We start from the raw sequence: 19,388 nt of genomic DNA, 5'->3' as shown, positions 1-19,388 counted from the left end.
ATGTTCGATCTCTCGAATCTCAAGATCGGAGCCCGCCTCGGGCTGGGTTTTGCACTGTTGCTGCTGTTGCAGCTTGTCATCACCGGCATCGGCCTGCGCGAGATGGCGCGCCTCTCGCAGAGCGTCGCCTTCGCGACCGAAGTGGGCCAGCGCAAGCTCGACGAACTCAACAACGTGCAGTCGGCCATCGGCAAGCGGGCCATCGCGGCGCGCAACCTGGCGCTGGTGTCCGATCCGGCGGCGCAGAAGGGCGACATCGACCTCGTCGGCAGCTCGCAGCGCGAGATCGACGCCGGCCTGCAGAACCTCGCCGCCGTGATGGCCGCGCCGGACGCCTCCACCCCCGAGGAGCGCAGGATGCTCGAGAAGCTGCGCGCGCTCGAGGCGCAGTACCTGCCCATCGCGAAGAACGTCGTCGGCCTGGCCACTTCGCGCCAGACCGACGCGGCCGTGAAGGTGCTGACGCAGGAATGCATGCCGCTGCTCAACCAGGTGCTGGCGCATGTCTCGGCCTTCCAGGCGATGCTGCGAAAGAGCGCCGACGAAAGCACCGGCTCGACCCAGGCGGCGTACCAGCGCGCCAAGTGGATGATCCTGTGGATCAGCTGCGCTTCGCTGGCCGGCGGGGTGTTGCTGGCATACCGCATGACCCGCTCCATCACGCGGCCGCTGGGTCAGGCGGTGACCGTGGCGCAGCAGGTGGCCTCGGGCGACCTGACGGCGCGCATCGAGGTGGCCGACGCCTCGGAGTCGGGCATGCTGATGCGCGCGCTGCGCTCGATGAACGACGAGCTCGCCAAGGTGGTGGGGCAGGTGCGCGACGGCACCGATTCCATCGCCTCGGCCTCGGGCCAGATCGCCTCGGGCAACCGCGACCTGTCGTCGCGCACCGAGGCGCAGGCCAGCTCGCTGGAGCAGACGGCCGCCGCCATGCAGGAGCTCACCGGCACCGTCAGGCAGAACGCCGACAACGCGCGCCTGGCCAACCAGCTCGCCGACTCGGCCTCGCAGGTGGCCTCGCGCGGCGGCGCGGTGGTCGATCAGGTGGTGGAGAAGATGGCGTCCATCAACGCCTCCTCGAGGAAGGTGGTGGAGATCATCGGCGTGATCGACGGCATCTCGTTCCAGACCAACATCCTCGCGCTGAACGCCGCCGTGGAGGCGGCCCGCGCCGGCGAGCAGGGCCGCGGCTTCGCGGTGGTGGCCTCGGAGGTGCGCAGCCTGGCGCAGCGTTCGGCCGCGGCGGCCAAGGAAATCAAGACGCTGATCGGCGACTCGGTGGGCGAGGTGGAGGCCGGCAGCACCCTGGTCAACGAGGCCGGCAAGACCATGGAGGAGATCATGGGCAGTGTGCGGCGGGTGACGGACATCATGGCGGAGATCACGGCGGCCAGCCAGGAGCAGGCGGCCGGCATCGGCCAGGTCAACGACGCCATCAAGCAGATGGACCGCACCACCCAGCAGAACGCGGCGCTGGTCGAAGAGGCCTCGGCCGCCGCGCAGTCGATGAACGACCAGGCCGCGGGGCTGGTGCACGCGGTGCGGATGTTCAAGCTGGCCTGAATCCGCCCTTCAGCGGCCGGTCAGTTCGACTTGCGCCACTGCTCGCGCCAGAGCTTGTCGAGCTGCGGCGCGAGCGCGGCGGGCGGCGAGCCCAGCAGGCGGTTGCCGCCGTTGCGCTGCACCAGGCCGTAGATGCGGCCGGAGCCCTGGTCGTACAGCGCGATGGCGTTGTTGTCGTAGCAGTCGTGCGGCTTGCAGAAGGCATGCAGCAGGTAGCGCGTGCCATCGACCGTCACCCATTGCGGTTCGGGCGCCGGGCCTTCGCGGCGCACCAGCCAGCGCTCGTTCTCGCGCGTGCCCAGCGCGGCGCGCCAGGCCTTCTGCATGGCGGGGCCCTGCGCCAGCGCGGCGGGGCTCCCGGTGGGCGGCGGCGGTACCTTGGCGGCAGGCTCGGGCGGAGGCGGCAGCGCGCGGGCGGCGCCGTTGCAGCGCCAGTAGCGCAGCTTCATCATCTCGGGGCCGAGCTGGCCGGCCAGGGGCTTGTCGGCATCGAGCGTGGCGTACTGGCCGCGCGAGCTGCGGTAGACCAGGAAGGTGAGGGCGCCGGCCTTGCCCGTGTCGCCCACCAGCGCCACGTCGAAGCCCGCGGGCGGCGGGCTGTTGCCGAAGAGGCTGTGGACCGTCTGCGGCTCGCGTGTGACCATGCGGCGCTTGCCGCTCTCGGCGATCAGCGAATCCTGCCGCACCTGCAGCGCGGCGGCCGAGTTGTCCGCGCAGTCGGCGGACCAGCGGCCGGTGTACTGGGCGATGTAGTTGGGAAGCTGCTGGCCGCCCTGTTGCGACCAGGCGGCAGCCGGCAGCAGCGCGGCCAGCATGGCGGTGCGCAGCAGGGTCCGGGAGTGGTCGGTGGTCGTCGCTGTGGTCTTGCTTCTCGTCATTCGTCGTGGTTGTCTTGTTTCAGGCCGATCTGGGCGCGGGCGTCTTGGGCTTGTAGGAGCAGAAGGTGGCCACCGCGCATTCCCAGCAGCGCGGCTTGCGCGCCACGCAGATGTAGCGGCCATGCAGGATCAGCCAGTGGTGGGCATGCAGCCGGTACTCCAGTGGGACGCGCTTCTCGAGCTTGAGTTCCACCTCCAGCGGCGTCTTGCCCGGAGCCAGCCCGGTGCGGTTACCCACGCGGAAGATGTGCGTGTCGACCGCAATCGTCGCCTCGCCGAAGGCCACGTTCAGCACCACGTTCGCCGTCTTGCGGCCGACGCCTGGCAGGGCCTCCAGCTCGGCGCGGGTGCGCGGCACCTCGCCTCCGTGCTGTTCCACCAGCATGCGGCAGGCCTCGATCAGGTGCCTGGCCTTGCTGCGGTACAGGCCGATGGTCTTGATGTATTCCTCCAGCCCCTCCACGCCCAGATCGAGGATGGCCTGCGGCGTGTTCGCCACCGGAAAGAGCTTGCGGGTGGCCTTGTTCACGCCCACGTCGGTGGCCTGGGCCGACAGCAGCACGGCGGCCAGCAGCTCGAAGGGGGTGCTGTACTCCAGTTCGGTCTCGGGCTCGGGGTTGGCCGCCTGCAGGGTGGCGAAGAAGAGGGGGATGTTGTCTTTTTTCATGGGGCTTCGGAAGGGCAGGCAAGGGCGGCAGCCGCAATATATCGTCGAAAGCAGATAGCCTTACGCAGCTTTATTGCCCGCGCTTTGGCGACAATGCCACCCCAGAAAGAGAGACTGACCATGCAATTCGCCTCCCGCCTCGACAACGTCGAGACCTCCGCCATCCGCGAACTCTTCAAGCTGCTGGGCAAGCCAGGCATCATCAGCTTCGCGGGCGGCTTCCCCGACAGCGCCATGTTCGACGTCGAAGGCCTCAAGGAGGCGAGCCAGAAGGCACTCACCGAGGAACCCGGCGGCGCGCTGCAATACGGCGCCACCGAAGGCTACGAACCCCTGCGCACGCAGCTCAGCTCCTTCATGAAGACCAAGGGCGTCGACGTCGACCCCAGCGGCCTGATCGTCACCACCGGCAGCCAGCAGGCGCTGGACCTGCTGGGCAAGACCATGATCTCGCCCGGCGACAAGGTCATCGTCGAGGGCCCGACCTTCCTGGCCACCATCCAGTGCTTCCGCCTCTACGGCGCGCAGCTCATCAGTGCGCCCATCGACGCCAACGGCGTGAAGACCGACGAGCTCGAGAAGCTCATCGCCGAGCACAAGCCCAAGTTCGTCTACCTGATTCCCACCTTCGGCAACCCCAGCGGCGCCATGCTGAGCCTGGAGCGCCGCAAGAAGGTGCTGGAGCTGGCCGTGAAATACCAGACGCTGATCGTCGAGGACGACCCCTATGGCGACCTCTACTTCGGCGAGGCCCCGCCGCCTTCGATCATGTCGCTGAGCAAGGACGTGCCCGGCAGCCGCGAACTGCTCGCGCACTGCGGCAGCCTGAGCAAGGTGCTGAGCCCCGGCCTGCGCATCGGCTGGATGATCGCGCCGCCCGAACTGCTGGCCAAGGCCACCATGTGCAAGCAGTTCAGCGACGCCCACACCAGCACCTTCTCGCAGGCCACGGCCGCGCAATACCTCAAGAGCGGACGCATGCCCGCCACGCTGGCGCATGTGCGCGAGGTGTACGGCCAGCGCGCGCAGGCCATGGGCGCGGCGCTCAAGCGCGAGCTGGGCGACGCGGTGAACTTCACCCAGCCCAACGGCGGCCTGTTCTTCTGGGCCCGCCTGACGGGCGCCAACGGCAAGCTGGCCGACGCGAACGAACTGGCCAAGCGCGCCATCGAAAAGCTGGTGGCCTTCGTGCCCGGCGCGCCGTTCTTCGCGGAAAAGCCCGACGTCGCCACGCTGCGCCTGAGCTTTGCCACGGCCGACGTGGCGAAGATCGAAGAGGGTGTGAAGCGCCTGGGTCAGGCGCTCTGAAGGATTTGTGAAGGCTCAGGGCGACCGGTGCAGCCGGGGCGCCGCGAGCAGGTCCAGGTTGTCCGTGATAGCCGCATCCACGTTCGGATAGCGGCCTTTCATCTTCGACAGCGTCATGATCGTCTGCAGCGCCTTCAGGTCCTTGACCGAGGGCGCGACCTTGATCTGCGCGATGGCCGCGGTCGGGTTGCCGCCGTTGATCAGTGCCATCACCTTGCTTGCCCAGTCGTTCGCGCGCGCCATGTCGTCACCTGTCCTGTTGTCCGTGGAATGAGGCGACTGTACACAGCGGGTTAGGATCACCCATGAGAAAAACCTTCCAGCTTCAGGTCGAGGGCAAGCACCCCGACCGTCTACTCGAAGCCATCAAGCACGAGATCCGCAAGTACATCAAGCGCGAGCGGCGCCGCGAACTGCCCGAGGGCATGGACTACTGGGACTTCGACTGCCGCTTCGGCGCCTCGAAGGAATCTGCCGAGGTCATCCACCTTTCCGCCATCACCGGCCTGATCGACGGCGTGGCGAAGGAGGGCGGCAAGCAGTTCTACATCGAGATCCTGGCCAAGCCGGCGCAGCGCAAGGCGCGCCCGGCCGGCTCGCCGGAATCCGAACCGCCCGAGGAAGGCTGAGCCCCGCTCAGGCCAGCGCCTGCGCAAGCCGCAGGCCGTGGCGCTGCTCCGTATCCTGCAGCGAGCGCGCGATCGACGGATGCAGCCGCACCCCGTTCTTCGACTGCGATTCCCGACGCTTCAATCCGCCTTCGCCCGGCAGTCGCACAGGCTTCGCCGGGTCGATGGGCGCATTGGCGCGGCAGCGTTCGGCCACGTGGTCCATCTGGCGCAGGAAGGCTTCCTTGCCGCCGAAGGCGTTCAGGTCGTGCAGCGTGACGTGCACCGTTGCGCCCCAGCCCTCGGGCGGATCGGCGCGGCCATGGCCCGCGAGGCCGGCCGTGAGCGTCTCCACCAGCAGCGCCATGCCGTAGCCCTTGTGCCCGTGGCTCAGCCCGCCCACCGGCAGCAGCGTGCCGGGCGGCTGGTCGAACAGCACCTGCGGGTCGTTCGAAGGCTTGCCGGCGGCGTCGATCAGCCACTCTTCGGCGAAGGTCTCGCCGGCCGCGCGCTTGCGATTGCTCATGCCGTTGGTGGTGATGGAGGCCGAGATGTCGACCATCACGCCGCCCTGCGACAGCGGAAAGCCCATCGCCAGCGGATTCGGCGTGAACACCGCCTGCGTGCCGCCGAAGGGCGCGACGCTGGCGGCGTTGGGGTCGGAGCAGGCCAGCAGCATCAGCATGTCTTCCTGCAGCGCGCGCAGCATGTAGACGGCCAGGCAGGCGATGTGGTGGCTGCGGCGGATGACCAGCGAGGCCGTGCCCAGCTCGCGCGCACGCGGCACCAGCAGGTTCATGCCCTGGTCCATGAGCCACGGGCCGGGCAGGCGCCTGCCGTCCCACAGCACGGCGGCGGGGCGGTCGGACAGCACCTCGGGCGCGCCGTCGCGCGTCATGCCGCCCGATTCCAGCTCCTTGACGTACCCCGCCAGCAGCGCGAGGCCGTGGGTGTCGTGGCCCAGCAGGTCGCCTTCGACCAGCGTGCGCGCGACCACGGCGGCCTTGGGCGCGGCAAGGCCGGCCTTCTGCAGCAGGGCATCCGCATACTCGACGAGCGCATCGGCGCGATACAGGGGAGCCGATGGAGCAGGCGCGGTGGCGTCGGTCATTTCAGGATTTCCAGCACGCGGTCGAGGCCGCCTTCGTTGATGGCCACCATGGCCTGTTCGCGCACCTTGGGCTTGGCGTGATAGGCCACCGAGAGCCCGGCCTCGCCCATCATCGGCAGGTCGTTGGCGCCGTCGCCCACGGCGATGGTCTCCTGCGGCGAGATGCCCATGAGCGAGGCCACCTCCAGCAGTGTGCGGCGCTTCTCGGCGCCGTCGCAGATGTCGCCCCAGCTCTGCGTGACCACCTCGCCGGTGAGCTTGCCGTCGGCCTCGTCGAGCAGGTTGGAACGCGCGAAGTCGATGCCCAGGCGGTCCTTCACCCGGTTCGCGAAGAAGGTGAAGCCGCCCGACACCAGCAGCACCTTGAGGCCGGCCGCCTTGCAGGCCGCAACCAGCTCGGCCGCGCCGGGGTTGAGCTTCAGGCGCTCGTCGTATACCTGCTGCAGCGCCCCGGCCGGCACGCCCTTGAGCAGCGCCACGCGGCGGCGCAGGCTCTCCTTGAAGTCCTTGATCTCGCCGCGCATGGTGGCTTCGGTGATCGCGGCCACCTCCGCCTTCTTGCCGACGGCATCGGCGATCTCGTCGATGCACTCGATGCTGATCAGCGTCGAATCCATGTCGAAGGCGATCAGCTTGAAGTCGGCGAGCTTCAGCGGCGGCTTCACGCGCTGGATGACGAGGCCGGGGGAGATTTCAGTAGCGCTCATGCGGTGGCGGCTTCCTTGACGGTGGGCTGGCCCAGGCTGCGCAGCACGTCGCGCACCATCTGGGCCCGGTCCTTGGGTTCTTTCAGTTCGCGCTCGATGCGCAGCTTCTCGTTGCCGGCGAGCTTGATGTGCCTGTTCTTCTGGATCAGCTGGATGATGGCCATGCCATCCACCGGCGGATCCTTCTTGAAGGTGATGTTGATGATGCCCGGCGCCGCATCGACCTTCACCACGCCATAGGGCCGCGCGAGCACGCGCAGGCGATGGGTGTCGATCAGCGTCTGCGCCTGTGGCGGCAGCTTGCCGAAGCGGTCGACGATCTCCTCCAGCAGCGTGTCGATCTGGTCGGGCGTCTTCGCCGTGGCCAGTTTCTTGTAGAACGACAGCCGCAGGTGCACGTCGCCGCAGTAGTCGTCGGGAAGCAGGGCGGGGGCGTGCAGGTTGATCTCGGTCGTGACCGACAGCGGCGACAGCAGGTCGGGCTCTTGCCCGGCCTTCAGCGCGCGCACCGCCTCGCTCAGCATCTCGTTGTAGAGCTGGAAGCCGATCTCCATCATGTTGCCGCTCTGGTTCTCGCCCAGCACCTCGCCGGTGCCGCGAATCTCCAGGTCGTGCATGGCCAGGTAGAAACCGGAGCCCAGCTCTTCCATCTGCTGGATGGCGTCCAGCCGCTGCGCCGCCTGCTTGGTCAGGCCCTCGGTGTCGGGCACCATGAGGTAGGCATACGCCTGGTGGTGCGAGCGGCCGACGCGCCCGCGCAGCTGGTGCAGCTGCGCCAGGCCGAACTTGTCGGCGCGGCTGATCACGATGGTGTTTGCCGTCGGCACGTCGATGCCGGTCTCGATGATGGTCGAGCACAGCAGCAGGTTGTAGCGCTGCGCCACGAAGTCGCGCATCACGCGCTCCAGTTCGCGCTCGGGCATCTGGCCGTGGGCCACGGCGATGCGAGCCTCGGGCAGTATCTCTTCCAGCTTCTGGCGGCGGTTCTCGATGGTCTCGACCTCGTTGTGCAGGAAGTAGACCTGCCCGCCGCGCTTCAACTCGCGCAGCACGGCCTCGCGGATCACGCCGGTGCCCTCGTTGCGCACGAAGGTCTTGATGGCCAGGCGCCGCTGCGGCGCGGTGGCGATCACGCTCAGGTCGCGCAGGCCTTCCAGCGCCATGCCCAGCGTGCGCGGGATTGGCGTGGCGGTGAGCGTGAGCACGTCGACTTCGGCGCGCATGGCCTTCATCGCCTCCTTGTGGCGTACGCCGAAGCGGTGCTCCTCGTCGATGATGAGCAGGCCCAGGTTCTTGAACTTGACCGACTGCGAAAGCAGCTTGTGCGTGCCGACGACGATGTCGACCTGCCCGTCGGCCAGCCCCTTGGCGGCGGCGGTGATTTCCTTGGCCGAGCGGAAGCGGCTCATCTCGGCCACCTTCACCGGCCACTTGGCGAAGCGGTCGACCAGCGTCTGGTAGTGCTGCTCCGCCAGCAGCGTGGTGGGCGCAAGGAATGCCACCTGCTTGCCGCCGGTAACGGCGATGAAGGCGGCGCGCAGCGCCACCTCGGTCTTGCCGAAGCCCACGTCTCCGCACACGAGGCGGTCCATGGGCTGGGGCGAGATCATGTCCTGCACCACGGCGTGGATGGCCGCCTTCTGGTCGGCGGTTTCCTGGAAGCCGAAGTCGTTGGCGAACACTTCGTAGTCGGCCGGCGAGTAGCGGAAGGCATGGCCCTCGCGTGCCGCGCGGCGAGCGTAGATGTTCAGCAGCTCGGCGGCCGAGTCGCGCACCTGCTCGGCGGCCTTGCGCTTGGCCTTTTCCCACTGGCCGGAGCCCAGCTTGTGCAGCGGGGCCTCGTCAGCGCTGACGCCGGTGTAGCGGCTGATCTGGTGCAGCTGGCTCACGGGCACGTAGAGCGTGGCCTTGTCGGCGTACTCCAGGTGCAGCATCTCCTGCATCAGCGGCTTGCCGTCGGGGCCGTTGCCCTGGCCCAGGTCCATGTGGATCAGGCCGCGGTAGCGGCCGATGCCGTGCGCACTGTGGACCACCGGATCGCCCACGTTGAGCTCCGACAGGTCCTTGATGAGCGCCTCGACGTCGCTGACCTGCTCCTGCTTCTTGTTGCGCCGGCGCGTGGTGGGCGCTGTGGCGAAGAGCTCGGTCTCGGTGACGAAGTCGATGGCCTGCTCGCGCCACGCGAAACCCGAGGCCAGCGCGGCGGTGGCGATGCCGATCTTCTCGTCGCCGGAAGACTCGAACTCGGCCAGCGAGTCGAAGGCCGGCGGGTTCACGCCGCTGGCGCGCAGGAAGTCGAGCAGGCTCTCGCGGCGGCCCTCGCTCTCGGCGATCAGCAGTACGCGGTGCGGTGTCTTCGCGATGTGCGCCTTCAGGCCGACCAGCGGGTCTTCGGCGCCGCGCACCACGGCGAAGGGCGGCAACCGGTCGAACTCGGCGTAGGGCGCGTCGGTGTCCACGTCGCCGCGGATGGCCAGCTGCGCGTGCGGCTTGGCACGCTGGTAGAACTGCTCGGCGTTCAGGAACAGCGCCTCGGGCGGCAGGGCGGGGCGCTCGGGGTCGCCGCGCACGAGGCGGTAGCGCTCGTTGGTGTCCTGCCAGAAGTGCTGGAAGGCGGGTTCCAGGTCGCCGTGCAGCACCACGGTGGCGTCCGGCCCCAGGTAGTCGAACACCGTGGCCGTCTCGTCGAAGAACAGCGGCAGGTAGTACTCGATGCCGGCGGTGGCCACGCCGTTGCCCATGTCCTTGTAGATGCGGCTCTTGGTCGGGTCGCCTTCGAGCAGTTCGCGCCAGCGGCTGCGGAAGCGCCCGCGCGCGTCGTCGTCCATCGGGAACTCGCGGCCAGGCAGCAGCCGCACCTCGGGCACCGGGTAGAGGCTGCGCTGGGTGTCGGGGTCGAAGGTGCGGATGGTGTCGATCTCGTCGTCGAACAGGTCGACGCGGAAGGGCACCGGCGAGCCCATGGGGAACAGGTCGATCAGGCCGCCGCGCACCGCGTATTCGCCGGGGCTCACCACCTGCGTCACATGGGTGTAGCCGGCAAGAGTGAGCTGGGCCTTGAGCTTCGACTCCTCCAGCTTCTGCTTGGCCTTGAAGTGGAAGGTGTAGCCGGCCAGGAAGGACGGCGGTGCCAGCCGGTAGAGCGCGGTGGTGGCGGGCACCAGCACCACGTCGGCCTCCTTCTGGCTGATGCGCCAGAGGGTGGCCAGGCGTTCGCTGATCAGGTCCTGGTGGGGCGAGAAGCTGTCGTAGGGCAGCGTCTCCCAGTCGGGGAAGAGGGCGCAGCGCAGCTCGGGGGCGAAGAAGGCGATCTCGTCGATCAGGCGCTGGGCGTCGTTGGCATCGGCCGTGAACATCGCGGTGGCGCGCTCGGCGGCCTTCTCGCGCATGGCCAGTTGCGCCAGCAGCAAGGCATCTGCCGACAAGGGAGGACGCGGCAGCGTGAATCGCTTGCCCGCCGTGAGGTGGGGGAGGTCCATGGAACGCTTGATGGAAATGCACAACACCCCGCGCCGGCTGGCGAGGGGTGTGCGTAGCGGTCAATTCTAGAATGGCGGCCCTTTATCCGCTTGTCGGCCACGGCCGACGCTGGGCCCTCATGTCCTCTTCCCGACTCTTCGTGCTGATCCCATGCGCCGGCTCCGGCCATCGCGCGGGACATGCGCAGTCCACGCAGCCCAAGCAGTACCGGCGCCTGGCCGGGCTGCCGATGGTGGCCCACACGCTGGAGGCCTTCCGCGCGATGTCGGGGCGCTTCGCCGGGCTGGCGCTGGTGGTGTCGCCGGACGACCGGGACGTGGATGCGGTGCTGCCGCGCTTTCCCTCGGAGAACGAATACCTGCTGCGCGTGGGCGGCGTGACCCGCGCGGCCACGGTGCGCAACGGCCTCGTGGCGCTGCGGCAGAAGGGCGCCGGCGCGCACGACTGGGTGCTGGTCCACGACGCGGCGCGCTGCCTCGTCACTTCCAGCCAGATCGAGGCGCTGATCGCCGCCTGCGAGCACGACGCCGTCGGCGGCCTGCTGGCTCAGCGGCTGGCGGACACGCTGAAGTCGTCCACCGCCGAGAGCCGGGTGGCCCAGACCCTGCCGCGCGCCGACAAGTGGCTGGCGCAGACCCCGCAGATGTTCCGCATCGGCATGCTGCTCGACGCGCTGGAGCGCGCTGGCGATGCCGTTACGGACGAGGCCAGCGCGATCGAGGCCGTCGGCCTTTCGCCGCTGCTGGTGCCCGGAAGCGCCCAGAACTTCAAGGTCACCTTCCCGGAAGACTTCGCCCTGGCCGAGGCCGTGCTGCTCGGCCGCAGGAAGGAGCTGGCATGACCGCCGCGCCTTTCAACATCCGCATCGGCGAGGGCTGGGACGTCCACCAACTGGTGGCGGGGCGCAAACTGATTCTCGGCGGCGTCGAGGTGCCGCACACCACCGGCCTGCTGGGCCATTCAGATGCCGATGTGCTGCTGCACGCCATCACCGATGCGCTGCTGGGCGGCGCGGGGCTGGGCGACATCGGCCGGCACTTTCCGGACACCGATCCCCAGTTCCGCGGTGCCGATTCGGCGGTGCTGCTGGCCGAGGCGGCGCGCCGGGTGCGTGCCGCGGGCTGGGAGATCGGCAACGTCGACAGCACGGTGATTGCGCAGGCGCCCAAGCTCGCGCCGCACATTCCGCTCATGTGCCAGCGCATCGCCGACATGCTGGGCGTGGCGCTGGAGCAGGTGAATGTGAAGGCAAAGACGGCCGAGAAGCTGGGCCCGGTGGGCGAAGGCCGCGCGATGGAAGCTCGCGCGGCCGTTCTGCTGCATCGCTGACGCCGGCGCGGCCGGCTTTGTTCAGGCTGGCTTCTTGCCGCTGCCCTGAGGCTCGCCCGGCCTGACCATTCCCGCCGGCATCGCGCGCGGCATCCGGATGTGCGCCGCCAGGCCGCGGCCCGGTGTGCTGGTCAGCGCGAAGGTGCCGCCCATGCGCTCGATGTTCTTCGCCACGATCGACAGGCCCAGCCCCGCGCCGGCTGCGGATGTGCGCGCCGCGTCGCCGCGGAAGAAGGGCTTGGTCAGCTGCGCGAGCAGGGCCGGCTCGACGCCCGCGCCGTGGTCACGCACCTTGATGAGCACCGCGTCGTTGTTGGCCTGCGCCTGGATCGTCACGTCGGCCACGCCGGTGGCAGGCGTCTTGCCGTAGCGGCGCGCGTTCTCGACCAGGTTGGAAATGACGCGGGTGAGCTCGACCTCGTCGCCCATCACGCGCAGGTCGGGGGGCACCTCGACCTTGATGTTCATCTCCTCGTAGTCCTGCACGGCGTAGGTGCAGGCATCGACCACGTCGCGCAGCAGCACCGGCTTGGGGTCGACGTGGTCGGGGCGGGCGTAGTCGAGGAACTTGTCGATGATCGCGTCGAGCTGGGCGATGTCGGCCGCCATGTGGTCGCGCGCGTCCTCGTCGGCCACGCTCATCTCGGTTTCCAGCCGCAGCCGGGCCAGCGGCGTGCGCAGGTCGTGCGAGATGCCGGCCAGCATGATGGCGCGGTCCTGCTCGATCTTGGCGAGCTGGTCGGCCATGCGGTTGAAGCCGATGTTGACCGCGCGGATCTCGTTGGTGCGGGCGCGCTCGTCGAGCCGGTGCGCCTCGTACTCGCCCTCGCGCACCTGCATGGTCGCGCGCGACAGCTGCTTGAGCGGCAGGTTGATGAGCCGCGTGATCAGCGCGGCGCCCGCCAGCGACAGCGCCATGGCGGTGCTCAGCCACACCAGCCAGGTACGGCCGCCCACGCGGCTGAATCGGGTGGGATCGAGCAGCAGCCAGTAGGTGTCGCTCTCGATGGTGAAGCCGATCCACAGGCCGGCCTCGTCGTTCACGCGGCTCGCCACCGTGGTGCCTTCGCCGAGCTGGTCGATGAGTTCCTCGGTCACGCGCAGGTCGAGCGCGCCGCTGGTGTAGGGCTGGAAGCGGTCGTTGGGCTCGCGCGGCAGGATGCGCACGCCCTCCTGGTCGGCCAGCGTCTTGATCAGCGACACCCGGGTGATGGCGTCGGAGTACACCAGCGCCGCCCGCGTGAGGTTCACGAGAGAGGCGATCTGGTGCGCCGTTTGAATGGCGCGCGGCTCGTATTCGAGCGAGCGGAAAGTCTGCAGCCAGGCGACCGTACAGCCGATCAGCAGCAGTGCGAGCAGGAAGAAGGTGCGCCAGAAAAGGCTGAAGCCCAGCTTGAGGCCGGGGCGGCGGTCACGCTGCGCGCTCGCTTCGAGCGGGCTCGGCATCGTGACCTGCGCGCCGTCCTCCTGGGCTGCGCCTGGTCCGGGGGGTTGGCCGACGGCCACCTTTCAACGTGGCGTCAGGCCGTGCCGTCCGGCACGAACACGTAGCCCACGCCCCAGACGGTCTGGATGTAGCGGGGCGCAGCGGCGTCGGACTCGACGAGCTTGCGCAGGCGCGAGATCTGCACGTCCAGGCTGCGGTCGAAGGGCTCGAACTCGCGGCCGCGGGCCAGCTGGGCCAGCTTTTCGCGAGACAGCGGCTGGCGCGGATGGCGCACCAGCGCCTTCAGCATGGCGAACTCGCCGGTGGTCAGCGAGAGTTCTTCGCCGTCTTTCTTGAGGGTGCGCGAGCCGAGGTCGAAGGCGAAGGGGCCGAAGGTGACGGTTTCGTTCTCGGTGGAGGGGGCGCCCGGCGCTTCCAGCGGCGGACGGCGGCGCAGAACGGCGTGCACGCGGGCCAGCAGTTCGCGCGGGTTGAAGGGCTTGCCGAGGTAGTCGTCGGCGCCGACTTCGAGGCCGACGATGCGGTCCACGTCCTCACCCTTGGCGGTGAGCATGATGATCGGCGTGCGGTCGTTGGCGGCACGCAGGCGGCGGCAGACGGACAGGCCGTCTTCGCCGGGCATCATCAGGTCGAGCACGATCAGGTCGACCGTGTCGCGCAACAGGATGCGGTTGAGCGCCTTGCCGTCCTCGGCCACGATCACTTCGAAGCCTTCCTGCGTCAGGTAGCGGCGCAGGAGGTCGCGGATGCGGGCGTCGTCGTCGACGATCACGATCTTGTCAGTGCGAGCGGGAACTTGAGTCATTTCTACAACGTCGAATTTGTAACAGGGCCGATTCTGAAGGCGTTGCGGTCCGGTTGAGCCGGATTTGCTTATGGTTTGACACTAAGTTACAAAACTTGCGGACGCTCGCGGTCTGGTCATCCGACGTTAGTCCGGCAATGGCAAAGTCGCGTCTACCGATGACTTTCGCCTCAATGAGACGTCCTTTTTCCGCACTGCCGCTCATCCTCGTTTTCGCCTGCGGCCCCTCGCTGGCGGTGTCTGGCGACTTCTTCAGGGTGGGTGAAACGCGCCGCAGCGAAGTCCGCGATGCGGTCGCCGCCCACCGGGCCGCGCAGCGTGAGGAAATGAAGCGCGGAGAAGCCATTGCCGGTCGGCGCCTGACTCCTGCTGAGCTGTTCGAGCTGCGCCAGCAGGTCCGCGGCCAATGGACCCCGCCTTCGACGGGTGCTTTGCTCAATTCGGCAGAATCGCAGCCGGCCGAGCGCATCGTGCCGGTGCCGCCGGCCGCGGCAAGTGCATTGCCGCTCGCGCCGCGCAGCCAGCGCCGCTGATCTGCGCGGGTGCGTCCGGCCTGCCGGTGCAGGCTCGGCTGCCTGTCTTTTCATACCAACAACGGGAGTACTTCGCCATGAAGAAAAAGATCAAACTGCTCGCGGCCTGCGCTGCCCTGGCCGCCGCCGGCAATGCGCTGGCCCAGAACGCCGCCACGCCGGCTCCCCAGAACGTGCTGCAGCTGACGGCATCGGGCACGGTCGAAGTCCAGCAGGACATGCTGAGCATGACCCTCGTGACCACCCGCGACGCGACCGACGCCGCCACCGTGCAGACGCAGCTGAAGGCCGCGCTCGACGCCGCGCTGGCCGAAGCGAAGAAGAACGCGCAGGCAGGCCAGCTCGACGTGCGTACCGGCAACTTCAGCCTGTCGCCGCGCTACACCAAGGACGGCAAGATCAACGGCTGGCAGGGCTCGACCGAACTGGTGCTCGAAGGCCGCGACTTCCCGCGCATCACCCAGACGGCAGGGCGCATCAGCACGCTCAGCGTGGGCAACGTGGGCTTCGGCCTGAGCCGCGAGCAGCGGGCCAAGACCGAGACCGAGGCGCAGAACATCGCCATCGACAACTTCAAGCAGAAGGCCAATGAGCTGGCCAAGGGCTTCGGCTTCGGCGGCTACACGCTGCGCGAGGTGTCGGTGAATGCGAGCGACAACGGCCCGATCCGCCCGCGCATGATGGCGGTGCAGGCCAAGTCGTACTCGTCGGCGGATTCGGCGGTGCCGGTCGAAGCCGGCAAGACCGCCGTGATGGTCACCGTCTCGGGCTCCGTGCAGCTCAAGTAGAGCGGTCCGTGCTCATATAAGAAAGAGGCGCGTACCGCGGGGCTACCCACTACTGGGCAGTCTTATTGGGCAGTCCAGCCGCCGTCCATGGCCCATGCCTGGCCACGGACCTGGTCGGCGGCCGGCGAGCAGAGGAAGACCGCCAGGCCGCCCAGTTGCTCCACGGTGGTGAACTGCAGCGAAGGCTGCTTTTCGCCCAGCAGATCGTTTTGAGCTTGCGCGACCGTGATGCCTTCGCGCGCTGCGCGGTCGTCGATCTGCTTCTGTACCAGCGCCGTCAGCACCCAGCCGGGGCAGATCGCATTGACGGTAACGCCCGTGGTCGCGGTTTCCAGCGCGACCGCCTTGGTCAGGCCGACGACGCCATGCTTGGCCGCCACGTAGGCCGACTTCTGCGCCGACGCCACCAGCCCGTGCGCCGAGGCGATGTTGATGACGCGGCCCCAGTTGGCTTCGCGCATCGCCGGGATCGCCAGCCGCGTGGTGTGGAAGGCGCTGGTGAGGTTGATCGCGATGATGGCGTCCCAGCGTTCGGTGGGAAAGTCTTCCACCTTCGCGACATGCTGGATGCCGGCGTTGTTGACCAGGATGTCGACGCGGCCGAACCTGGACGCGGCGAACTTCATCATGTCCTCGATCTGCTCGGGCTTGCTCATGTCGGCGCCGTGGTATTCGGCGCGCACGCCGAGGGCTTCGACCTCGGCCTTCGGAGCGGCGGAATCGCCGAAGCCGTTGAGCACGATGTTGGCGCCCTGCTGGGCGAGAGACTTGGCGATGGCGAGGCCAATGCCACTGGTGGACCCCGTGACAAGCGCGGTTTTGCCTTTGAGCATGAAGATCAATCTCCGGATGAATTAGGATGCGACGAGACAATTATCCGCACCAGGACACCATCGTTTCCATGACCGAACCGACGCTTCATTACGTGGCGTGCGATGACGCCCAGGGCGGCCACCGCATGGCCTATTGGCAATGGGGCGACGCGCACAGCGCGCATGTCGTGATCTGCGTGCACGGCTTGACCCGACAGGGGCGCGATTTCGACTTGCTGGCCCAGGCCATCGTGGAGCGTGCGGGCGGCGAAGTTCGCGTGGTCTGCCCTGACGTGGTGGGCCGCGGGCGCAGCGACTGGCTGCGCGACCCTTCTCTTTATCAGGTGCCGGTGTACGCGGCCGACATGGTCGCGTTGATCGCGCAGCTGCAGCGCGAGCAGGCGATCGGCACGCTCGATTACCTCGGCACCAGCATGGGCGGCCTGATCGGCTTCGTGCTGGCGGGCCACAAGGAGCTGCCGTTGGCGCGACCCATTCGACGCTTCGTCGCGAACGACGTCGGTCCGACCATCGAACCGGTCGCGCTGCAGCGCATCGGTGCCTACGTCGGAAAGAATGGCAGCTATGAAAGCGTGCAGGCGGCGGCCGATGCGATGTGGGCTTTGTCGACCACCTTCGGACCGCATACGCCGCAGCAGTGGCTGGCGCTGTCGCGGCACATGGTGGTGCCTGCCTCGCAGCGCACGGCCGACGGCTCGGCGAAGCTCGAATCGACAGTGGTCGGCGACAAGGAGGCCTGGCTTCTTCACTACGACCCGGCCATCGGCGTTGCGCTCCGTGCCATCACTCCTGAGGCCGCGGCGCAGGGGGGCGCGATCATGTGGGGCCTGTACGACGCCATCGAGGCGCGCACGCTGCTCACGCGCGGTGCCGAGTCGGATCTGCTGTCGCGCGAAACCGCGCTCGCCATGACGCAGCGCGGTCCGCATGCGACGCTGGTCGAATTCGAGGGCGTGGGCCATGCGCCGACTTTCGTCGACCCCGCGCAGATCGCAGCCGTCACCAACTTCCTTTTCGACTGATCGAGCGATTGAGTGAGCGAAGCGTGAAGCGCGATTCTTCGAGTCTCCAGACGGCGACCGCGTCCGACGCGGTCATGGTCGACTACCCGCTGTCCGCGGCAACGGCCGAGCGCACCCCGGTGATGGAGAACATGCTGGCGCGCGCCCGTGCCTTCGCCGAACCCCTGATTGCCGACGAGAAGCTCGACACCGGTGAGAACACGCTCGCGCATGCCGACGCCGTTGCCGCCATCGTCGCGAAGATGGGTGGCTCCGAGGCGATGCAGGCGGCGAGCTACCTGGTCTATTCGTGCCAGCACCTGAACCGGCCGCAGGAGGTGATCGCCAAGGTGTTCGGCGACAACTTCGCGGCGCTGGCGGTCGAGACGACCAAGCTGGTGCGCGTGCAGGAGCAGGCCCGCTCCGCTTCGCAGGGACATCACGCGGAAAACGCCGGCGCCCAGACGGAGAACGTGCGCAAGATGCTGCTGGCGTTCTCGCGCGACCTGCGCGTGGTGATGCTGCGGCTGGCCTCCCGGCTGCAGACCCTGCGGCATGCCGCCGCCAGCAAGCAGCCGGCGCCCGAGGGCGTGGCGCGCGAGTCGCTGCAGGTGTTCGCGCCGCTGGCCAACCGGCTGGGCATCTGGCAGGTGAAGTGGGAGATCGAGGATCTCTCGTTCCGTTTCCTCGAGCCCGAGACCTACAAGCTGATCGCGCGCCTGCTCGACGAGAAGCGCATCGAGCGCGAAGGGCATGTGGAGCAATTGCGCTCGAAGCTGGAGCGCGAGTTGCAGGCCGAGGGCGTCAAGGCTGTGGTGCAGGGGCGACCCAAGAACATCTACAGCATCGTGAAGAAGATGCGCGGCAAGTCGCTCGACTTCGCGCAGGTCTTCGACATCCTCGCGCTGCGCGTGGTGGTGCCCGATGTGAAGGACTGCTATGCGGCGCTGGCCTGGGTGCACTCGCACTTCCAGCCCATCGACGAGGAATTCGACGACTACATCGCGCGGCCCAAGCCCAACGGATACCAGTCGCTGCACACGGTGGTGCGCGAACTGGTGGACGGCAAGGCGGGCAAGCCGATCGAGATCCAGATCCGTACTGAAGAAATGCACGACCACGCCGAGCATGGCGTGGCTGCGCACTGGGCGTACAAGGAAGCGGGCCACAAGGGCTACGCGGGCGTGTGGGCCAGCGGCGAGTACGACGCGAAGATCGCTGTGCTGCGGCAGCTGCTGGCCTGGGAGCGCGATCTCTCGGGTGGCCTGCAGGGGCAGGGCCTTTTCGACGACCGCATCTATGTGCTGACGCCGGACGCCGCGATCGTCGAGCTCCCGCAGGGCGCGACGCCGGTCGATTTTGCCTACACGGTGCACACCACGCTCGGCCATCGCTGCCGCGGGGCGCGTGTCGATGGCGCGATGGTGCCGCTGAACACGCCGCTGTCGAACGGGCAGACGGTGGAGATCATCGCGGCCAAGGAAGGCGGGCCTTCGCGCGACTGGCTCAATGCGGAGCTGGGCTATCTGGCCAGCCACCGTGCGCGCGCGAAGGTGCGTGCATGGTTCAACGCACAGATCACCCACGAGACCGTGGCGCGCGGACGAGAGGCGGTCGAGAAGCTGCTGCAGCGCGAAGGCAAGACGGCCATTCGCCTCGAAGACCTGGCCTCCCAGCTTGGCTTCAAGTCGGCGGACCATCTCTTCGAAGTGGTGGGCAAGGACGAGTTCTCGCTGCGCAACATCGAGACGCTGCTGCGTCCGCCGGAGCCTGCGCAGGGGCCGGACGATGGCGTGCTCATCAAGAAGGCGCGCGGCAGCGAGAAGTCGGGCAAGGGCGGCGTGCTGGTGGTGGGCGTGTCTTCGCTGATGACGCAGCTCGCCAAGTGCTGCAAGCCTGCGCCGCCCGATGCGATTCGCGGCTTCGTCACGCGAGGCCATGGCGTGAGCGTGCATCGCAGCGATTGCAGCAACTTCCGCACGATGGCCGCGAAGGATGGCGAGCGCGTCATCGACGTGGAGTGGGGCGTAGCGAAGAAGGGCACCGATGCACCTGTATATGCGGTGGACGTGGCCGTCGAAGCGGCCGACCGCCAGGGACTGCTGCGCGACATCTCCGATGTGTTCGCGCGCGAGAAGATGAACGTGATCGGCGTGCAGACGCAGTCGATCAAGGGCACGGCGTGGATGACGTTCACCGTGGAAATCGCCGATGCGGCGAGGCTCACGCAGGTCCTTGGACTGGTCACTGCAGTTATTGGTGTGCGATCTGCACGTCGCCGCTGAAAAACGCGATTTCTCCTGCTACAATAACTGCTTCTCGGACACATC

Annotated in this window: 18 protein-coding genes; 9 read left to right on the top strand and 9 right to left on the bottom strand. The window is 68.0% G+C overall.

Features of this window, described 5'->3' with window-relative positions; genetic code table 11:
• The gene (locus ABL838_RS16850) at positions 1-1,563 is read left to right on the top strand and encodes a methyl-accepting chemotaxis protein (RefSeq protein WP_126023980.1); all 1,563 of its coding nucleotides are present in this window, start codon (positions 1-3) and stop codon (positions 1,561-1,563) included.
• Positions 1,564-1,583: 20 nt separating this feature from the next.
• Here ABL838_RS16850 and ABL838_RS16845 read toward each other — a convergent pair whose 3' ends face one another.
• Together ABL838_RS16845 and nth are read right to left on the bottom strand one after the other, a co-directional pair.
• Positions 1,584-2,441 carry an Ivy family c-type lysozyme inhibitor gene (locus ABL838_RS16845; protein ID WP_418121217.1) on the bottom strand — a complete coding sequence of 286 codons (858 nt, stop codon included), beginning with the start codon at positions 2,439-2,441 and terminating at the stop codon, positions 1,584-1,586.
• A gap of 19 nt (positions 2,442-2,460) precedes the next feature.
• Positions 2,461-3,108, bottom strand: a complete 648-nt coding sequence (nth, locus tag ABL838_RS16840; RefSeq protein WP_369662097.1) for an endonuclease III — start codon at positions 3,106-3,108, stop codon at positions 2,461-2,463.
• Positions 3,109-3,228: 120 nt separating this feature from the next.
• Here nth and ABL838_RS16835 point away from each other — a divergent pair, with 120 nt between their 5' ends.
• A complete protein-coding gene (locus ABL838_RS16835) occupies positions 3,229-4,416 on the top strand; it encodes a PLP-dependent aminotransferase family protein (protein ID WP_418121216.1) in 1,188 nt (395 codons plus the stop codon).
• Between the two features lie 15 nt (positions 4,417-4,431).
• Here the strand turns inward: ABL838_RS16835 and ABL838_RS16830 are convergent, their stop codons facing one another.
• Positions 4,432-4,659: a hypothetical protein gene (locus ABL838_RS16830; RefSeq protein WP_126023986.1), complete on the bottom strand. Its 228-nt coding sequence runs from the start codon at positions 4,657-4,659 to the stop codon at positions 4,432-4,434.
• A gap of 62 nt (positions 4,660-4,721) precedes the next feature.
• Between ABL838_RS16830 and ABL838_RS16825 the strand changes: the two genes are divergently transcribed.
• On the top strand, positions 4,722-5,045 hold the full coding sequence (locus tag ABL838_RS16825) for a DUF6172 family protein (RefSeq protein ID WP_126023987.1): 324 nt from the start codon (positions 4,722-4,724) through the stop codon (positions 5,043-5,045).
• A gap of 7 nt (positions 5,046-5,052) precedes the next feature.
• Here the strand turns inward: ABL838_RS16825 and ABL838_RS16820 are convergent, their stop codons facing one another.
• Genes ABL838_RS16820 through mfd form a run of 3 tightly spaced genes read right to left on the bottom strand, consistent with a single transcriptional unit; the run spans position 5,053 to position 10,321 of the window.
• Positions 5,053-6,135, bottom strand: a complete 1,083-nt coding sequence (locus ABL838_RS16820) for an Ldh family oxidoreductase (protein ID WP_418121215.1) — start codon at positions 6,133-6,135, stop codon at positions 5,053-5,055.
• Positions 6,132-6,842, bottom strand: coding sequence for a phosphoserine phosphatase SerB (gene serB, locus ABL838_RS16815; protein WP_369662100.1), 711 nt, complete (start codon positions 6,840-6,842; stop codon positions 6,132-6,134). Before serB ends, ABL838_RS16820 begins: the two co-directional genes overlap by 4 nt.
• A complete protein-coding gene (gene mfd / locus ABL838_RS16810) occupies positions 6,839-10,321 on the bottom strand; it encodes a transcription-repair coupling factor (RefSeq protein ID WP_418121214.1) in 3,483 nt (1,160 codons plus the stop codon). The genes serB and mfd overlap by 4 nt, the downstream gene beginning before the upstream one ends.
• 119 nt (positions 10,322-10,440) lie before the next feature.
• Here mfd and ispD point away from each other — a divergent pair, with 119 nt between their 5' ends.
• Positions 10,441-11,163, top strand: a complete 723-nt coding sequence (gene ispD / locus ABL838_RS16805) for a 2-C-methyl-D-erythritol 4-phosphate cytidylyltransferase (protein ID WP_369662102.1) — start codon at positions 10,441-10,443, stop codon at positions 11,161-11,163.
• Positions 11,160-11,651, top strand: coding sequence for a 2-C-methyl-D-erythritol 2,4-cyclodiphosphate synthase (gene ispF, locus ABL838_RS16800; RefSeq protein ID WP_418121213.1), 492 nt, complete (start codon positions 11,160-11,162; stop codon positions 11,649-11,651). Before ispD ends, ispF begins: the two co-directional genes overlap by 4 nt.
• Positions 11,652-11,672: 21 nt before the next feature.
• On the opposite strand, the gene ABL838_RS16795 is transcribed toward ispF, so the two are convergent.
• A complete protein-coding gene (locus ABL838_RS16795) occupies positions 11,673-13,097 on the bottom strand; it encodes a sensor histidine kinase (protein WP_126023995.1) in 1,425 nt (474 codons plus the stop codon).
• A gap of 74 nt (positions 13,098-13,171) precedes the next feature.
• On the bottom strand, positions 13,172-13,903 hold the full coding sequence (ompR, locus tag ABL838_RS16790; protein WP_007837017.1) for a two-component system response regulator OmpR: 732 nt from the start codon (positions 13,901-13,903) through the stop codon (positions 13,172-13,174).
• 137 nt (positions 13,904-14,040) lie between these two features.
• On the opposite strand from ompR, the gene ABL838_RS16785 reads away from it, so the two are divergent.
• The gene (locus tag ABL838_RS16785; RefSeq protein ID WP_418116594.1) at positions 14,041-14,436 is read left to right on the top strand and encodes a hypothetical protein; all 396 of its coding nucleotides are present in this window, start codon (positions 14,041-14,043) and stop codon (positions 14,434-14,436) included.
• A 77-nt stretch (positions 14,437-14,513) separates the two neighbouring features.
• The gene (locus tag ABL838_RS16780; RefSeq protein ID WP_418116593.1) at positions 14,514-15,224 is read left to right on the top strand and encodes an SIMPL domain-containing protein; all 711 of its coding nucleotides are present in this window, start codon (positions 14,514-14,516) and stop codon (positions 15,222-15,224) included.
• Positions 15,225-15,286: 62 nt separating this feature from the next.
• Here the strand turns inward: ABL838_RS16780 and ABL838_RS16775 are convergent, their stop codons facing one another.
• Positions 15,287-16,057 (bottom strand): 3-hydroxybutyrate dehydrogenase, encoded by a 771-nt coding sequence (locus ABL838_RS16775; protein WP_184637550.1) that lies wholly within the window; start codon positions 16,055-16,057, stop codon positions 15,287-15,289.
• A 26-nt stretch (positions 16,058-16,083) separates the two neighbouring features.
• Here ABL838_RS16775 and ABL838_RS16770 point away from each other — a divergent pair, with 26 nt between their 5' ends.
• Entirely contained in the window at positions 16,084-17,079 is a 996-nt protein-coding gene (locus tag ABL838_RS16770) for an alpha/beta fold hydrolase (protein WP_418116591.1), read from the top strand.
• 74 nt (positions 17,080-17,153) lie between these two features.
• The gene (locus ABL838_RS16765) at positions 17,154-19,343 is read left to right on the top strand and encodes a RelA/SpoT family protein (RefSeq protein ID WP_221297509.1); all 2,190 of its coding nucleotides are present in this window, start codon (positions 17,154-17,156) and stop codon (positions 19,341-19,343) included.
• The last annotated feature ends 45 nt before the right edge of the window (positions 19,344-19,388 follow it).

Origin of the sequence: Variovorax sp. 160MFSha2.1, assembly GCF_048305075.1 — a bacterium.
Taxonomy (GTDB): domain Bacteria; phylum Pseudomonadota; class Gammaproteobacteria; order Burkholderiales; family Burkholderiaceae_C; genus Variovorax; species Variovorax guangxiensis.
The sequence above is the reverse complement of the archived record's forward strand: the minus strand, read 5'-3'. Positions and strand labels throughout refer to the sequence as shown.

Coding starts and splice junctions, on each gene's coding strand:
- ABL838_RS16850 (WP_126023980.1), top strand. CDS start 1: ATGTTCGATCTCTCGAATCTCAAGATCGGAGCCCGCCTCGGGCTGGGT.
- ABL838_RS16845 (WP_418121217.1), bottom strand. CDS start 2,441: ATGACGAGAAGCAAGACCACAGCGACGACCACCGACCACTCCCGGACC.
- nth (WP_369662097.1), bottom strand. CDS start 3,108: ATGAAAAAAGACAACATCCCCCTCTTCTTCGCCACCCTGCAGGCGGCC.
- ABL838_RS16835 (WP_418121216.1), top strand. CDS start 3,229: ATGCAATTCGCCTCCCGCCTCGACAACGTCGAGACCTCCGCCATCCGC.
- ABL838_RS16830 (WP_126023986.1), bottom strand. CDS start 4,659: ATGGCGCGCGCGAACGACTGGGCAAGCAAGGTGATGGCACTGATCAAC.
- ABL838_RS16825 (WP_126023987.1), top strand. CDS start 4,722: ATGAGAAAAACCTTCCAGCTTCAGGTCGAGGGCAAGCACCCCGACCGT.
- ABL838_RS16820 (WP_418121215.1), bottom strand. CDS start 6,135: ATGACCGACGCCACCGCGCCTGCTCCATCGGCTCCCCTGTATCGCGCC.
- serB (WP_369662100.1), bottom strand. CDS start 6,842: ATGAGCGCTACTGAAATCTCCCCCGGCCTCGTCATCCAGCGCGTGAAG.
- mfd (WP_418121214.1), bottom strand. CDS start 10,321: ATGGACCTCCCCCACCTCACGGCGGGCAAGCGATTCACGCTGCCGCGT.
- ispD (WP_369662102.1), top strand. CDS start 10,441: ATGTCCTCTTCCCGACTCTTCGTGCTGATCCCATGCGCCGGCTCCGGC.
- ispF (WP_418121213.1), top strand. CDS start 11,160: ATGACCGCCGCGCCTTTCAACATCCGCATCGGCGAGGGCTGGGACGTC.
- ABL838_RS16795 (WP_126023995.1), bottom strand. CDS start 13,097: ATGCCGAGCCCGCTCGAAGCGAGCGCGCAGCGTGACCGCCGCCCCGGC.
- ompR (WP_007837017.1), bottom strand. CDS start 13,903: ATGACTCAAGTTCCCGCTCGCACTGACAAGATCGTGATCGTCGACGAC.
- ABL838_RS16785 (WP_418116594.1), top strand. CDS start 14,041: ATGGCAAAGTCGCGTCTACCGATGACTTTCGCCTCAATGAGACGTCCT.
- ABL838_RS16780 (WP_418116593.1), top strand. CDS start 14,514: ATGAAGAAAAAGATCAAACTGCTCGCGGCCTGCGCTGCCCTGGCCGCC.
- ABL838_RS16775 (WP_184637550.1), bottom strand. CDS start 16,057: ATGCTCAAAGGCAAAACCGCGCTTGTCACGGGGTCCACCAGTGGCATT.
- ABL838_RS16770 (WP_418116591.1), top strand. CDS start 16,084: ATGCGACGAGACAATTATCCGCACCAGGACACCATCGTTTCCATGACC.
- ABL838_RS16765 (WP_221297509.1), top strand. CDS start 17,154: ATGGTCGACTACCCGCTGTCCGCGGCAACGGCCGAGCGCACCCCGGTG.